Origin of the sequence: Leclercia adecarboxylata, assembly GCF_035787115.1 — a bacterium.
GTDB lineage: Bacteria > Pseudomonadota > Gammaproteobacteria > Enterobacterales > Enterobacteriaceae > Enterobacter > Enterobacter adecarboxylatus_E.
Genome location: NZ_JALKTL010000005.1, coordinates 114,689 through 129,034 on the forward strand (window position 1 = coordinate 114,689; position 14,346 = coordinate 129,034).

Sequence of the window (14,346 nt, forward strand, 5' to 3'; positions counted from 1 at the left end):
GTAAGTCAGACTCACGATCAAATGGGTCGAATACTCTCTTCATCCAGTTCTGCATCAAAGTAACGCTGCAGGGTCTGAATGTTATTATCCGCGATAATTGCCTCACGCGCCTGCGTGAGCTTCTCTTCGTAAATGGCCTGACGCCACTCCAGCGGCGTAAGGACCGCCGGATTATCATCTTCAATGATGGTCAATTCAACAGGCGTACCCTGTAATGTGGAGAGCGCCTCAGTCAGCACCTGCTGCGCGCTCGCCGAGTTCAGGTGACGCTGCCCCGGGCGCAGATGCAGGCAGATCCGGTTGCCGTCCTGTTCACGCCAGGCGTTCAGCGCAACCTGCTCCACCAGCTTCGGCAGCTTCAGTTTGCTGACCTCTGCCGCCCAGCCGTCACGCGCAAGCGACTCCTCGGCAAGCTTCGCGGAGAGTTCCGGCGTTTTCTCGTGCTCCAGCGCCTTCTTCAGCGCCTTCGGCGTGGCAATCTCTACCTTCACCTCTTCGGTGGGGGTAGTGGCTTTCCAGCGATAGGCCTCTTTTTTTACCGGAGCCTGCGGCTCTGAAGTGGTCGATGCCGAACGCGACTGAACGCGATCCGTGACCGAAGCCAAACGTTCAAGCGCGGCGTTATTTACCGGCCGCGCTCTTGCAGGCGCTGCCGGTTCACTCTTTTTTGGTCTGGGTGCTCCCTGCGCGCGCTGTAGCTGGCTGCGGGCAGCAAGCACCGAACTGGTGGCGTCCGACAACGGCACATCAGGCCGCGGTGCGCTCTGCTGTGCGGGCACCTGCGGCGGCGTAAGCACTGCCGTCGGCGCGGACGGCGCGAACGACTGCGGCTGTACTTCGGGTTCAGGTAGCGGCATACGCGGATGGAACGCCAGCGCGCGCAGCAGGGTCATCTCAACCCCCATACGTCTGTCGGGCGCGAACGGCAGTTCCTTGCGGCCAATTAAAAGGGTTTGATAGTAAAGCTGCACGTCCGTAGGCGGGATAGTGCGGGCCAGCTCGCGCATCCGCTGTTCAATGGCCGCCATATCCGGACCCAGCGCCGCCGGAGAGAGTTGCACCATCGCAATCCGGTGCAGCAGGCTGAGCATCTCCACCAGCAGGGCTTCCCACTCGACGCCGCGTGATCCCGAGGCATTCACCAGCTCCATCACCCGTTCGCCGTTGGCATCGACGACCGCCTCAATCAGCGACAGCGCCTGATCGTCGTCCAGCGTGCCGAGCATGGTGCTCACCGCCTGGGTCGTCAGCTTGCCTTCACCGCTGGCAATCGCCTGATCGGTGAGGCTGAGCGCATCGCGCAGGCTGCCATCGGCAGCACGCGCCAGCAGCTGCAGTGCACGCGGCTCATGCGCCACCTGCTCTTCATTCAGGATGTATTCGAGCCGATCGCGGATCTGCGTGACGTCCAGCGCCTTCAGGTGGAACTGCAGGCAGCGGGATAAGATGGTGACCGGCAACTTTTGCGGATCGGTGGTCGCCAGCAGGAATTTAACGTGTGCAGGCGGTTCTTCCAGCGTTTTCAGCAGGGCGTTAAAACTGTGGCGCGACAGCATATGCACTTCATCGATCAGATAGACCTTGAAGCGGCCACGCGCCGGGGCGTACTGCACGTTATCCAGCAGATCGCGGGTATCTTCAACTTTGGTACGTGATGCGGCATCGATCTCAATCAGATCGACAAAGCGCCCCTGCTCGATTTCACGGCAGTTATCGCAGACACCGCACGGCGTGGCGGTGATGCCGGTTTCGCAGTTAAGGCCTTTCGCCAGCAAACGGGCAATAGAGGTTTTACCGACGCCGCGGGTGCCGGAAAACAGCCAGGCGTGATGGATGCGTCCTAGCGATAAGCTGTTCGCCAGGGCGGTCAGCACATGTTCCTGGCCGACAACGTCAGCAAAGGTTTGGGGTCGCCATTTACGGGCTAACACCTGATAACTCATGGGCAGGCTCTGCAACGCTGGAAGGTGGATAATCAGGGGGTAATGCTAACACAACCTCACCCGTTGGGCGAGGTTGCGGGCGGGAGGATTAATGTCCCGGGAAAGGCACGAGGCTGTAGCTGGTGATGCCCTGTTTTTCGAGGCGCTGTTCACCGCCCAGATCGAACAGGTTGATGATGAATGCCGCATCGGTCACTTCACCACCCAGGCGACGGATCAGCTTCACGGTCGCTTCAATGGTGCCGCCGGTTGCCAGCAAATCGTCAACCACCAGCACTTTGTCGCCAGGCTTGATCGCATCAACATGGATCTCAAGCTGGTCGGTGCCGTATTCCAGCTCATAGCTTTCAGCGATGGTTTCGCGTGGCAGCTTGCGCGGCTTGCGCACTGGTACAAAGCCCACGCCCATCGCCAGCGCTACCGGAGCGCCAAACAGGAAGCCACGGGCTTCGGTTCCTACAACTTTGGTGATCCCAGCGTTTTTATAACGCTCAACCAGCAGTTCAATGCTGAGCGCGTACGCTTTCGGGTCTTCCAGCAAGCTGGTGACATCACGGAAAAGAATGCCAGGCTTCGGATAATCCTGGATGCTTTTGATGCTGTTTTTAAGAAATTCAAGCTGCTGCGCAGTTGCGGTCATAAATGGATGCCTGATGAAAACGGTGTTACTCACGGAGCGGATTAATGGCCTGTCAAAGTAACAATTGTTTAACCTTTGACCAGGCGCGCCCGTGCTCGAAAACGGTCGAATTTACTGGCTGCGCACAAGAATTGCAACAGCCATACTCATGATTATTGCTTTTGTTGCTTTTCATCAACAACGGGGATCCGCCACATGAAAATCAGCAGGCAGGCAAGGATCGTCAGCAGCAGGATCCGCACCCATATAATTTTGACCATCCATAATGAAATGGCGAAGGTCACCAGGATCACCGCAATGGCCCGCGGCTTAGCCCCGGGCGGCATCGCACGGTACTGTTGCCAGTGCCGCAGATAGCCGCCAAACCATGAGCGGTACAGCAGCCAGTGATGAAAACGCGGCGAGGAGCGGGCAAAGCACCATGCCGCCAGCAGTATAAAGGGGGTGGTCGGTAGAAGGGGTAAAACGACACCCAGCGTGCCGAGCACTACCGCAAGCCAGCCAATGATGATTAGAATAGTACGCTGCATAATGCGAATTGTTATCAAACTGAACGGCTACTGTACCACTGGAGTGCGGATTGAAAACAGCCTTGCTTTTACAGACGCTGCAAAATCAGCTGACGGCCCTGCGCGCGCAGGCCTCCCCGCTGTTGCAGCACGCCACCCTGAAGCCGCGTTTTGACCGGCAGCTGTTTCGCACCCGCAGCACGGTAATGAAAGATTATCTGGATGAAGCCCAGCACAACCTGGATGAGCTGCGCCACGCGGTGGAACAAGCGCAGTCTGAGCAGGTGACCTGGCTGGCCGGACATCTGGCGGAACAGATTGCCGCCCTGCACCGGGAGATTGCCGCCTGGCCGCTACGCGTCTGGGATGGTTCCTCTGCCGGCACCACTAAATGGCAGCGCAAGCGCCTTGAACACCAGGAGTTTGAACGCCGGCTCTGTGGAATGAAGCGCGAACGCGAGGTGCGGCTGAATCAGACGGAAACCCTGGAAGAACAACAGATGCTAATGCGCGAAATTACCGCGCTGGAAGGACGGCTTGAACGCTGTCGTAAAGCGCTGGATGATATTGAACGCGCCATCGCGCGTCTGACCCGTTAACAGGAGAAGTGTGTGTCACTGGAAAACGCTCCCGATGAAGTCAAGCTGGCCGTCGACCTGATCATGTTGCTGGAAAACCATGCGATCCCAACCGAGACGGTGCTGAAGGCGCTGGAGATTGTGAAGCGGGATTATGAAGGGAAAAGACCTACACCCCTGCCCTCTCCCTGAAAGGGAGAAGGTTAGGGTGAGGGATAAAGTTACGCTGGAGTCGGGTCGTCGCCCTTAATTTCACGTTTCACTTCAGTGTGCTCGTCGCCCTTCTCGTTGCGCAGATGCACTTCCAGCTGGTTAAACGCGATATTAATGTTGTTCTCGCGGCACAGGCGTTCGATGGTGCGGTTCAGTTCATCCACCGTGTAGCTGCGATCGCGCAGTTCGCGCACGTACAGGCGCAGCTCATGATCTAACGTGCTTGGCCCGAAGGTGGTAAAGAAGACGGCCGGCTCCGGATCGTGCATCACTTTTGGATGATCCATCGCCGCTTTCAGCAGCACGTTCTTCACCGCGTCCAGATCGGATCCATAGGCCACGCCAAGGCGGATCACCACGCGGGTGATGGTGTCCGAAAGCGACCAGTTAATTAACCGCTCGGTCACGAACGCTTTGTTCGGGATGATCACCTCTTTGCGATCGAAATCGGTGATGGTGGTCGCCCGGATGCGGATCTTGCTGACCGTCCCCGAGAAGGTACCGATGGTGACGGTATCGCCAATACGCACCGGACGTTCGAACAGAATGATAAGACCGGAGACGAAGTTACCGAAGATCTCCTGTAAACCAAAACCAAGACCTACCGACAGTGCCGCCGCCAGCCATTGCAGCTTGTCCCACGACACCCCGAGCGATCCGAAAACGGTCATGGCACCGGCGACCAGAATCACATAGTTCAGGATAGTGGTGATGGCGTAGGAGGCCCCCTGGCGCATATTCAGGCGCGAAAGCACCAGCACTTCCAGCAGACCAGGTAAGTTTCGGATCAACGCCCAGGCCACCACCGACGAGACCAGCGCAAACAGCAGGCTGCCCATGGTGACGTTTTTCACCACCGCTGCCCCCGCTTCGGTACCGTTGTAGTGCCACAGCGTAATGCTGTCGAGATACGCAAATACGGTGATTAAATCAGACCAGATTGCCCAGAACATCACGCCAAACAGAGCCACCATCAGCAGCATGGTAATACGCAGCGTTTGCTGGTTAACCTGCTCGAGGGCGATGGTCGGTTCTTCCTGCGGCTCAGCGCCCTCGGCCCCCTCTTTCACCATATTCTGCCGACGCGCCAGCGCGCGACGATAGGCAATCCGGCGGGCGGCAACGCTCAGCCCGCGCAGAACGGTCTGATACAGCAGGTTCCAGAAGATCACCAGATAGACGGTTTCAATCCAGCGCCCTGACAGACGCAGGGTGGTATAGAAGTAGCCGGTTGCCGTCAGCACCATCAGCGCCACCGGAATGACAGAAAGTACGGTGACCGTTACCAGACGAATGGTATGCGACTCTTTGTCGCGCCAGCTGTCACGGCACATCGGCCACATCAGCACGCTGATCAGCAGCAGGTTAAGCAGAATAACGAACTGACCCAGCACGTCATCCATCAGATGCAGCGGAGAGAGTTCCGCCACCACCGACCAGAAGTGCAGCGGCAGCAGCGCCAGGCTAATGCGCACAATCTGGCGTCGCCAGTGGCTGGTGAGCTGCGCTGGCATATTGAAGTGGCTTACCGCCACGCCGTCTTTCTCCAGCACTTTCCAGCACAGTCCAAAAACCAGCCAGAACAGCGCCAGTTTCTTACTGAAGGCCCACAGCAGATCGCTGATGTTGAGCTGCATGGTCAGCAGGATCAGACCGGCGGCAAGAATCAGCAGGCAGACCGGCAAGGCGCGGATCAGATCGATAAGAATCGCTTTCGGGGTATGAAGCTGGCTGTCATTGCGCAGCTGCCCGACTTCCTGCGCCAGCTTCACCTGGTATTTTTTCAGCCAGCCAAGACGCCAGCGAATTAACCCGGCAATCAGCAACAGCGGCAGCCCCGCCAGGAATGCAAACGCCACCGCAGGGCCTGCTTTTTCCCAGTTAACGGTGATGTTCATCCCCTTAATCTGGTCCTTCAGCATACCCGGGAAAGATTTAATCCAGTCCCAGTCCATCGGTTTGTTGCTGTTTACCCAGAAGATCTGCTGGGTGAGGATTTCCTGCAGGCTTTTGGAGACGCTCACCAGCTGCTGCTGATTGATCTGCAGGTTAATGGCCATCATCAGCTGGTTACCCAGCTGTTTATTCATCTGGTCCAGCAGCTCGCGGCGCATATCCACCACCTGCAACAGCGCATCGTGCACTTCATCATTCACGTCGCTGCTGTGCCCCTCTTCCAGTCTGGCAACAAACGCATCGCTCTGGAACAGAGCGTCGCGCTGCTGGTTGACCTCAAACTGCTCAAGACGCAAATCGGCAATACGGTTGGTCATATCCTCAAGTTCATCGGCAGAAGGCAAGGTCTGCTGTTGCTGATAGAGGATACGCGACAGCAGCAGGCTACCCTTCAGGACGGCAATCTGCTCTTTAATATTGCGCTCCGACTGCAGGGCGCGATCCAGCCAGTTTTTGACTTTGATATTCTGCTGAACCAGCGAGTTGCCGTTTTCGGTCGCGTTAATCAATCGCTGGCTGAGCTGATGGTTAACATCCAGCTCCTGCTTCACCAGCGGATTTTCCTGGATGCGGGCGGTTTCGTCCGGGTTTACGGCTTCCTGTGCGGTTTTCTCGGTCAGGGTAAGGCGCTTGCTGTTCACCGCCTCCTGCAACAGCTGCAGCTGATGCTCCAGACGGTTGATGTTGGCGGTAACATAGTCGCGCTGTTTTTGCAGGGTATCCTGCAGCACGGTATTGCCTTCCAGGCTCTTACGCTGCTGTTCGATCTGCGCATTGAGAAGAAGCTGCTGCGTCAGCAGTAAGGTTTGCTGCGTGGGGCGCAATGCCGCCTCGCCCGCAGAGGTGCCGTTCAGGCGGTTGCGGATCTGCTGCAGCTGCTGAGAGGCGGTATACATCGCATTCTGCACGCGCTCCGGCTGGGTTTGCAGGGAAACCAGCTGGCTGTTATAAGTGGCGAGATCGCTCTGGGCGGTCTGGAGATCGTCCAGCAGTTGTGACACGCGTAGTTCCAGCTGGCGCAATGAGAGCGTGGCCAGCGTTTTGCGGGTTTCCTCATCATTATCCACATCACCCAGTGCATTCAGGCTCTCTGTTGCCTTGCGCATCATCTCCGGTGCCTGAGCCACCTTCTGACGCAATTGGGTGGTTTCGGACTTGACCCGTTCAATCTTATCGATGGTCTCCAGGGTTTCCGTGAGATCCCGCTGCACCAGCTTGTCCTGCGGAGTCAGCTCTTTTTGTTTGCTCAGCGCGTCAAGCTGACTCTGGATATCTGCCCGGGTTGGCGTGTCACTGGTCGCATCACCACGTGCAAACACAACCGGCGAAGCCAGCAACGTGAAAATAAGAACCAGAATAAAGGCAAAAACAGGATGCTGTTTGCGTGTGTAGTGCGGCATAGTAGTGTGTAATTTGTGTGATGAATGAGCAAATATATCGGCGTGAAGAATATCACGGCGATGGAAAGCAAAATAGCGCGAACTGTTGGCTCCTGGATAATTCCTGGGAGTCAGGCCAGCAGGGGTTCAGGCTGGGCACGTAACGTGGGGCAGAGCTGGTACATTTCCAGCAGGATCGCGACATAATCCCGGGCTTCACGTTGAAGATCAAATGACTGCGGGGCAAACAGCCAGTTTTCCATAATGCCGGATATATAGCTGCGCATCAGAATAGCGGCGCGACGGGTTAAAAGATTGGCGGGGAGCATTTTAGCTTTAATGCAGTGCGTCAGGGTCTGTTCAATGCGATCATAACTAGCAAGACAGAGGCTGCGTTGCGCCTGCTGAACAATCGCCATTTCCCCGACAAATTCGCATTTATGGAAGATGATCTCCATCATCAGGCGGCGTCGTTCCTCAATAACGGTCGCCTCAAGGATATAGACCAATATCTCTCTCAAAACTGAGAGTGGATCGTCAGGGAATTTTGCCCGATACTCAGTCTCGAGATCCCCAATACTGGACTCTGACAGCTCCCAAATTTCGCCGAATAAATCTGACTTATTTTTGAAATGCCAGTAAATCGCTCCCCGGGTTACCCCAGCCGCCTGAGCAATCTGTGCCAGAGAGGTGGACGAAACTCCCTGTTGCGAAAACAAGCGTAAAGCGACATCAAGGATGTGTTGGCGTGTTGCAAGTGCTTGTTGTTTGGTTTTTCGTGCCATGCGCAGGTGAATTTACAGGAGTCAGATTTACATACATTTATGAATGTATGTACCATAGCACGACGATAATATAAACGCAGCAATGGGTTTGTGGACGCTTGATCCATTGATCAATTTGAAATCGGAAACTCGAGGTTTACATATGAACAAAAACAGAGGGTTAACGCCTCTGGCGATCGTTCTGATGCTCTCAGGCAGCTTAGCGCTTACAGGATGTGACGAAGAACAGGCTCAACAAGGAGCTCAGCAGGTGCCAGAAGTTGGCGTCGTGACGCTCAAAACCGAACCTCTCCAGATAACAACTGAATTACCCGGCCGAACCAGCGCTTACCGCATTGCTGAAGTGCGTCCACAGGTGAGTGGCATCATCCTGAAACGTAATTTTACTGAGGGTGGTGATGTTAAAGCGGGTGATTCTCTGTATCAGATTGATCCTGCGACCTACCAGGCTAATTACGAAAGCGCGAAAGGCGATCTGGCGAAAGCGCAGGCTGCGGCAAAAATTGCCCAGCTGACCGTCAACCGTTATCAGAAACTGTTGGGTACTCAGTACATCAGTCAGCAGGAATATGACAGTGCTCAGGCGGATGCCCAGCAGGCAAACGCTGCCGTCATTGCAGCAAAAGCGGCGGTTGAAACTGCACGCATTAACCTGGCCTATACCAAAGTCACCTCCCCTATCAGCGGCCGCATTGGTAAATCCTCTGTAACCGAAGGGGCGCTGGTGCAGAATGGCCAGACCAATGCGCTGGCGACCGTGCAGCAGCTTGATCCGATCTATGTGGATGTCACCCAGTCGAGTAATGATTTCCTGCGTCTGAAACAGGAGCTGGAGAACGGCACCCTGAAGCAGGAAGATGGCAAAGCAAAAGTTGAGTTGATTACCAGCGATGGTATTAAGTTCCCTGAAGCCGGCAGCCTGGAGTTCTCTGACGTGACGGTCGATCAGACCACCGGTTCGATTACCCTGCGCGCTATCTTCCCGAACCCGAACCATACGCTGTTACCGGGAATGTTCGTTCGTGCCAGCCTGGAAGAAGGGACCAACCCAACCGCACTGCTGGTGCCACAGCAGGGCGTGACCCGTACCCCGCGCGGCGATGCCAGTGCGATGGTGATTGGCGCTGAAGACAAAGTTGAAGTTCGTCAGATCAAGGCAACCCAGGCCATTGGTGATAAATGGCTGGTGACCGACGGTCTGAAAGATGGCGATCGCGTCATCATTACCGGATTACAAAAAGTCCGTCCAGGCGCCAAGGTAAAAGCGCAAGAGGTCACGTCTGACAATCAACAACAAGCCTCAGCAGGCGGTCAGTCAGAACAACCTAAGTCTTAACTTAAACAGGAGCCGTTAAGACATGCCTAATTTCTTTATCGATCGCCCCATTTTTGCGTGGGTGATCGCCATCATCATCATGCTAGCCGGGGGACTTGCGATCCTGAAGCTGCCTGTCGCGCAATATCCAACTATTGCGCCGCCAGCAATTTCAATCGCCGCAACCTACCCAGGGGCTGATGCCAAAACGGTGCAGGACACCGTCACGCAGGTTATCGAACAGAACATGAACGGTATCGATAACCTGATGTACATGTCCTCCAACAGTGACTCCACCGGTACGGTGCAGATCACGCTGACCTTCGAATCCGGTACGGATGCGGACATCGCCCAGGTACAGGTGCAGAACAAACTGCAGCTGGCGATGCCGTTGCTGCCGCAAGAAGTACAGCAGCAGGGTGTGAGCGTGGAGAAATCCTCCAGTAGCTTCCTGATGGTTGTCGGCGTTATCAACACCAACGGCACCATGACGCAGGAGGATATTTCCGACTACGTGGGTGCCAACATGAAGGACGCCATTAGCCGTACTTCGGGTGTCGGTGACGTTCAGCTCTTCGGTTCTCAGTACGCAATGCGTATCTGGATGGACCCGAACAAACTGAACAACTTCCAGCTGACGCCGGTAGACGTGATCAACGCTATTAAGGCGCAGAACGCCCAGGTGGCAGCCGGTCAGTTAGGCGGCACGCCGCCGGTGAAAGGCCAGCAGCTGAACGCCTCAATCATCGCCCAGACCCGTCTGACCTCCGTGGACGAGTTCAGTAAAATTCTGCTGAAGGTGAACCCGGACGGTTCCCAGGTTCGCCTGCGCGATGTGGCAAAAGTTGAGCTGGGTGGTGAGAACTACGACGTGATCGCCAAGTTTAACGGCCAGCCGGCGTCCGGTCTGGGGATTAAACTGGCGACAGGCGCTAACGCCCTGGATACCGCTACCGCGATCCGTGCCGAACTGAAGAAAATGGAACCTTTCTTCCCGTCAGGCCTGAAAATCGTTTACCCGTATGACACTACGCCGTTCGTGAAAATCTCTATTCACGAAGTAGTGAAAACCCTGGTAGAAGCGATCATCCTGGTATTCATCGTGATGTATCTGTTCCTGCAAAACTTCCGTGCGACGTTGATCCCGACCATCGCCGTACCGGTGGTTCTGCTGGGGACATTTGCTATCCTGGCGGCCTTCGGCTTCTCAATAAACACCCTGACGATGTTCGGGATGGTGTTGGCGATCGGTCTGCTCGTGGATGACGCCATCGTGGTGGTCGAAAACGTCGAGCGTGTGATGTCCGAAGAGGGGCTGCCGCCGAAAGAGGCGACCCGTAAATCCATGGGCCAGATTCAGGGCGCACTGGTGGGTATCGCGATGGTTCTGTCGGCGGTATTTATCCCGATGGCTTTCTTTGGCGGCTCTACCGGTGCGATCTACCGTCAGTTCTCGATCACTATCGTTTCTGCGATGGCCCTGTCGGTTCTGGTTGCGTTGATCCTGACCCCGGCGCTGTGCGCCACCATGCTGAAACCGGTGGCCAAAGGCGACCACGGCGAGCACAAAAAAGGCTTCTTCGGCTGGTTTAACCGCATGTTCGATAAGAGCACGCACCACTACACCGACAGCATAGGCAACATCCTGCGCAGCACCGGTCGTTATCTGCTGCTCTACATCATCATTGTGGTCGGCATGGCGTACCTGTTCGTTCGCCTGCCAAGCTCCTTCCTGCCGGACGAAGACCAGGGCGTGTTCCTGACGATGGCCCAGCTGCCTGCGGGTGCAACACAGGAACGTACCCAGAAAGTGCTGGATGAGGTGACCGACTATTACCTCACTAAAGAGAAAGCCAACGTTGAATCGGTGTTTGCGGTTAACGGCTTTGGCTTTGCAGGTCGTGGTCAGAACACCGGTATTGCCTTCGTTTCTCTGAAAGACTGGAGCGAGCGTCCGGGTGATGAGAACAAAGTTGAGGCGATCACGGGCCGTGCCATGGGCACCTTCTCGCAGATTAAAGACGCGATGGTCTTCGCCTTTAACCTGCCGGCGATTGTTGAACTGGGTACAGCGACCGGCTTTGACTTCCAGCTTATCGACCAGGGTGGTCTGGGCCATGAAAAACTGACCCAGGCGCGTAACCAGCTGTTGGGCGAAGTGGCCAAGCATCCTGACCTGCTGACCAGCGTTCGTCCGAACGGCCTGGAAGATACCCCGCAATTCAAAGTGGATATCGATCAGGAAAAAGCACAGGCGCTGGGCGTATCAATCAGTGATATCAACACTACACTGGGCGCGGCCTGGGGCGGCAGCTACGTCAACGACTTCATCGACCGTGGTCGCGTGAAGAAAGTGTACGTGATGTCTGAAGCCCAGTATCGTATGTTGCCGAACGATATCAATAACTGGTACGTGCGCGGCAGCGACGGCCAGATGGTGCCATTCTCAGCCTTCTCTACCTCTCGCTGGGAATATGGTTCCCCGCGTCTGGAACGTTACAACGGTCTGCCATCCATGGAGATCCTGGGCCAGGCGGCGGCGGGCAGAAGTACCGGTGAAGCCATGAACCTGATGGAAGAACTGGCGCAGAAACTGCCGGCGGGTATTGGCTACGACTGGACGGGGATGTCCTATCAGGAACGTCTGTCCGGTAACCAGGCCCCTGCCCTGTATGCCATCTCGCTGATTGTGGTATTCCTGTGTCTGGCGGCGCTGTACGAGAGCTGGTCGATTCCGTTCTCGGTCATGCTGGTGGTTCCGCTCGGGGTTATCGGTGCGCTGCTGGCGGCGACCTTCCGCGGGCTGGGCAACGACGTCTACTTCCAGGTGGGCCTGTTGACAACCATTGGCTTGTCGGCGAAGAACGCGATATTAATCGTCGAATTCGCCAAAGATCTGATGGATAAAGAAGGGAAAGGCCTGATTGAAGCGACGCTGGAAGCGGTGCGTATGCGTCTGCGTCCAATCCTGATGACCTCTCTGGCCTTTATCCTCGGCGTTATGCCGCTGGTTATTAGCTCGGGTGCTGGCTCCGGTTCGCAGAACGCCGTAGGTACCGGCGTAATGGGCGGGATGATAACAGCGACCGTCCTGGCTATCTTCTTCGTGCCGGTGTTCTTTGTGGTCGTACGTCGCCGTTTCAGCCGTAAGAACGAAGACGTCGAACACAATCATTCGGTGTGATGACAAAGATACGGGTTTAACCTTTAAAAAGGCCGCATATGCGGCCTTTTTTTACAATTGAAAATCATAAAATTAGCTTATTGAGGGTTTATATATTTTATGTCACGCTTAAACGGCTTATCATATTTTGCCTGGACTTCTTACAAAGATTCTCAAATTCGTGCGTTGCTTCTTAGGTATTAAGAATATTCCTGGTGTTTTTTGATTTTAAACGCGCCTGCCAGCGATGTTTGTCTCAAATGAGAAATCTCGCCGGGGGATAAGAAGAGATCCGTATCAGGATAAAACCAATATATAACACAGTGAAGGCTAAATCCTGTAAGATGAGGCGTAATTGTAATTTTTCGTAATAGCGCGGTGAAATCCTGATTAGAGTAGATTATAGTTAAAGCAAGAGGCATAACAGTAGACGTTGACGCTAAGTCAGTTGTACCCTTCCCGACAACGATGTTCGGTGAGTAAAAAATCACTCAAAAAGGGGATGCGCTATGGACGAATACTCGCCCAAAAGGCAAGATATTGCACAGTTGAAATTCCTTTGTGAATCCCTGTACCATGACTGCCTGACCAATCTCGATGAAAGCAATCATGGCTGGGTAAATGACCCGACTTCTGCCATTAATTTGCAGTTAAACGAGTTGATTGAGCATATAGCGACCTTCGCGCTTAATTATAAAATTAAGTATAACGAAGATAATAAATTGATTGAGCAAATTGACGAATACCTGGATGACACTTTTATGTTATTCAGTAGCTACGGCATTAACGCACAGGATTTGCAAAAATGGCGTAAATCGGGCAATCGGCTTTTTCGTTGTTTTGTCAATGCAAGCAGAGCTAATCCTTTAGCTTCTCCTGTTAAAATTATTACAAACAATTAGGTGAATTTATGTCTGATAAACCATTAACCAAGACTGATTATTTGATGCGTTTGCGTCGCTGTCAGTCAATTGACACACTTGAACGCGTAATTGAAAAAAATAAATACGAGCTTTCTGATAATGAGCTTGCGGTATTCTATTCAGCAGCCGATCATCGCCTGGCTGAACTTACGATGAATAAGCTGTACGATAAAATTCCTACCGCGGTCTGGAAGTTTGTACGCTGATTGCGTTCAACAGATGTCAAAGGTAATGACTCGACTTTCAGATGTGTTCCTCTTTTATGTGACAGGCCGTTCGTCTTCCGCCTGGGCCTGCGCTAACGCCCGTGGAGAAATTGCGTTGTAGTGAACAGACAGTCCACCTCATCTCACCCGCCCTTCGCAGGTAACTGTTATGATTTTTCTTAGCATAACTGTTACTGTCCACAAACATTGTGGTCACTTAAAATATACGGATCCTTCGTATTGAGTTGAATTCAGAAAGGGCAGAACATGACCGAGATACAACGCCTGCTTACCGAAACCATTGACGATCTCAATGTTCGTGAAAAGCGTGACAACAAACCGCGCTTTAGCATCAGCTTTATTCGCAAACACCCTGGTCTGTTTGTTGCCATGTACGCGGCGTGGCTGGCTACGCTGGTGGTAATGCTGCAATCCGAAACTTTAATCGGTTCCGTCTGGTTGCTGGTTGGCTTGTTCATCGTTTTTAACGCCTTCTTCTTTTTTGACGTCAATCCACGCTATCGTTATGAAGATATTGATGTGCTTGATTTCCGCGTCTGTTACAACGGTGAGTGGTACAACACGCGCTTTGTGCCCCGCCAGCTGATCGAGAACATTCTGCACTCTCCTAACGTTGAGTCACAGCAAAAAGAGAAACTGCAGAAGATGATCGCCACCAAAGGTGAGCTCTCTTTCTACGACGTCTTCACGCTCTCCCGCGTGGCAGCCTGAAACC

Annotated in this window: 12 protein-coding genes and 1 other annotated feature; of the genes, 7 read left to right on the forward strand and 5 right to left on the reverse strand. The window is 54.3% G+C overall.

Annotation, left to right across the window (positions count from 1 at the left end; translation table 11 throughout):
• Positions 1 to 17: 17 nt before the first annotated feature.
• The 3 genes from dnaX to MXM41_RS16375 all read right to left on the reverse strand — a co-directional run bounded on the left by dnaX (position 18) and on the right by MXM41_RS16375 (position 3,113).
• The gene (gene dnaX, locus MXM41_RS16365) at positions 18 to 1,943 is read right to left on the reverse strand and encodes a DNA polymerase III subunit gamma/tau (protein ID WP_325933112.1); all 1,926 of its coding nucleotides are present in this window, start codon (positions 1,941 to 1,943) and stop codon (positions 18 to 20) included.
• Positions 624 to 688, reverse strand: a sequence feature (DnaX frameshifting element). (Overlaps the previous gene by 65 nt.)
• An 88-nt stretch (positions 1,944 to 2,031) precedes the next feature.
• Complete coding sequence (gene apt, locus MXM41_RS16370) at positions 2,032 to 2,583, reverse strand: adenine phosphoribosyltransferase (protein WP_010428187.1); 552 nt, start codon at positions 2,581 to 2,583, stop codon at positions 2,032 to 2,034.
• Between the two features lie 152 nt (positions 2,584 to 2,735).
• Positions 2,736 to 3,113 (reverse strand): DUF454 family protein, encoded by a 378-nt coding sequence (locus MXM41_RS16375; protein ID WP_325933113.1) that lies wholly within the window; start codon positions 3,111 to 3,113, stop codon positions 2,736 to 2,738.
• A gap of 50 nt (positions 3,114 to 3,163) precedes the next feature.
• Here MXM41_RS16375 and priC point away from each other — a divergent pair, with 50 nt between their 5' ends.
• Both priC and rsmS read left to right on the forward strand, forming a co-directional pair.
• Complete coding sequence (priC, locus tag MXM41_RS16380) at positions 3,164 to 3,691, forward strand: primosomal replication protein N'' (protein WP_325933114.1); 528 nt, start codon at positions 3,164 to 3,166, stop codon at positions 3,689 to 3,691.
• Between the two features lie 12 nt (positions 3,692 to 3,703).
• Positions 3,704 to 3,862 (forward strand): pleiotropic regulatory protein RsmS, encoded by a 159-nt coding sequence (gene rsmS, locus MXM41_RS16385; protein WP_325933115.1) that lies wholly within the window; start codon positions 3,704 to 3,706, stop codon positions 3,860 to 3,862.
• Between the two features lie 29 nt (positions 3,863 to 3,891).
• Here the strand turns inward: rsmS and mscK are convergent, their stop codons facing one another.
• A complete protein-coding gene (mscK, locus tag MXM41_RS16390; protein WP_325933116.1) occupies positions 3,892 to 7,239 on the reverse strand; it encodes a mechanosensitive channel MscK in 3,348 nt (1,115 codons plus the stop codon).
• Between the two features lie 110 nt (positions 7,240 to 7,349).
• Positions 7,350 to 8,003, reverse strand: a complete 654-nt coding sequence (gene acrR / locus MXM41_RS16395) for a multidrug efflux transporter transcriptional repressor AcrR (protein ID WP_325933117.1) — start codon at positions 8,001 to 8,003, stop codon at positions 7,350 to 7,352.
• Between the two features lie 142 nt (positions 8,004 to 8,145).
• On the opposite strand from acrR, the gene acrA reads away from it, so the two are divergent.
• The 5 genes from acrA (at position 8,146) to MXM41_RS16420 (ending at position 14,342) form a co-directional block, all read left to right on the forward strand.
• Complete coding sequence (gene acrA / locus MXM41_RS16400) at positions 8,146 to 9,339, forward strand: multidrug efflux RND transporter periplasmic adaptor subunit AcrA (RefSeq protein ID WP_325933118.1); 1,194 nt, start codon at positions 8,146 to 8,148, stop codon at positions 9,337 to 9,339.
• Between the two features lie 22 nt (positions 9,340 to 9,361).
• On the forward strand, positions 9,362 to 12,502 hold the full coding sequence (gene acrB / locus MXM41_RS16405) for a multidrug efflux RND transporter permease subunit AcrB (RefSeq protein WP_325933120.1): 3,141 nt from the start codon (positions 9,362 to 9,364) through the stop codon (positions 12,500 to 12,502).
• Between the two features lie 488 nt (positions 12,503 to 12,990).
• Positions 12,991 to 13,383: an Hha toxicity modulator TomB gene (gene tomB, locus MXM41_RS16410; RefSeq protein WP_180208997.1), complete on the forward strand. Its 393-nt coding sequence runs from the start codon at positions 12,991 to 12,993 to the stop codon at positions 13,381 to 13,383.
• An 8-nt stretch (positions 13,384 to 13,391) separates the two neighbouring features.
• Positions 13,392 to 13,610 (forward strand): HHA domain-containing protein, encoded by a 219-nt coding sequence (locus tag MXM41_RS16415; protein ID WP_032616864.1) that lies wholly within the window; start codon positions 13,392 to 13,394, stop codon positions 13,608 to 13,610.
• A gap of 267 nt (positions 13,611 to 13,877) precedes the next feature.
• Entirely contained in the window at positions 13,878 to 14,342 is a 465-nt protein-coding gene (locus tag MXM41_RS16420) for a YlaC family protein (RefSeq protein ID WP_325933124.1), read from the forward strand.
• Positions 14,343 to 14,346: the final 4 nt, after the last annotated feature.

Excerpts from the sequence above, each read along its gene's own strand:
- dnaX (WP_325933112.1), bottom strand. The coding sequence starts at position 1,943 with ATGAGTTATCAGGTGTTAGCCCGTAAATGGCGACCCCAAACCTTTGCT.
- MXM41_RS16420 (WP_325933124.1), top strand. The coding sequence starts at position 13,878 with ATGACCGAGATACAACGCCTGCTTACCGAAACCATTGACGATCTCAAT.
- acrB (WP_325933120.1), top strand. The coding sequence starts at position 9,362 with ATGCCTAATTTCTTTATCGATCGCCCCATTTTTGCGTGGGTGATCGCC.
- apt (WP_010428187.1), bottom strand. The coding sequence starts at position 2,583 with ATGACCGCAACTGCGCAGCAGCTTGAATTTCTTAAAAACAGCATCAAA.
- acrR (WP_325933117.1), bottom strand. The coding sequence starts at position 8,003 with ATGGCACGAAAAACCAAACAACAAGCACTTGCAACACGCCAACACATC.
- MXM41_RS16375 (WP_325933113.1), bottom strand. The coding sequence starts at position 3,113 with ATGCAGCGTACTATTCTAATCATCATTGGCTGGCTTGCGGTAGTGCTC.
- MXM41_RS16415 (WP_032616864.1), top strand. The coding sequence starts at position 13,392 with ATGTCTGATAAACCATTAACCAAGACTGATTATTTGATGCGTTTGCGT.
- acrA (WP_325933118.1), top strand. The coding sequence starts at position 8,146 with ATGAACAAAAACAGAGGGTTAACGCCTCTGGCGATCGTTCTGATGCTC.
- tomB (WP_180208997.1), top strand. The coding sequence starts at position 12,991 with ATGGACGAATACTCGCCCAAAAGGCAAGATATTGCACAGTTGAAATTC.
- mscK (WP_325933116.1), bottom strand. The coding sequence starts at position 7,239 with ATGCCGCACTACACACGCAAACAGCATCCTGTTTTTGCCTTTATTCTG.